Annotated in this window: 1 protein-coding gene; it reads left to right on the forward strand. The window is 75.6% G+C overall.

Annotated features, from left to right (window positions below; genetic code table 11):
• A partial coding sequence (locus tag G3I71_RS45400; RefSeq protein WP_164324772.1) for a glycosyltransferase family 4 protein occupies nt 1-549 on the forward strand: 549 nt, incomplete at its 5' end.
• Nucleotides 550-665 lie beyond the last annotated feature (116 nt).

Here is a 665-nt window from a genome sequence, read left to right on the forward strand (position 1 = left end):
CTCATGGCCGCCTTCCCGCGGATCGTCGAGGCCTGCCCCGACGTACGGCTGCTGGTCGCCGGCCGCGGCGACGAGGAGGAGGCGGTCGCCGGCCTGCCTGCGGAGCTGCGCTCGCGCGTCGAGTTCCTCGGCATGGTCTCCGACGAGGACAAGGCCCGCCTGCTGCGCAGCGTGGACGTCTACGTCGCCCCCAACACCGGCGGCGAGAGCTTCGGGATCATCCTGGTCGAGGCCCTGTCCGCGGGAGCGGCGGTCCTCGCCTCCGACCTCGACGCGTTCGCGCAGGTCCTGGACCAGGGCCCGGCCGGCGAAACCTTCGCGAACGAGGACCCCGCCTCCCTCGCCGACGCGGCCGTCGCCCTGCTCCGCGACCCGGCCCGGCGGGCCGAACTCAGCGCCCGCGGCTCCGCGCACGTACGCCGCTTCGACTGGTCGACGGTCGGCGCGGACATCCTCGCCGTCTACGAGACCGTCACCGACGGCGCCGCCTCGGTCGCCACCGACGAACGCGTGGGCCTGCGCGCCCGCCTGGGCTTCGCCCGCGACTGAGCCGCCCACCTGAGGGCTTCCGCCCGGGGGCGTCACCCCGGCCGCCCCCGGCCGCGTAGCCTTGCCGCCCGTGACCTCCACACTGATCTGGACCGCGTGGGCGCGACCAGCCATCG

Origin of the sequence: Streptomyces sp. SID12501, from assembly GCF_010550245.1 — a bacterium.
Classification (GTDB): Bacteria; Actinomycetota; Actinomycetes; order Streptomycetales; family Streptomycetaceae; genus Streptomyces.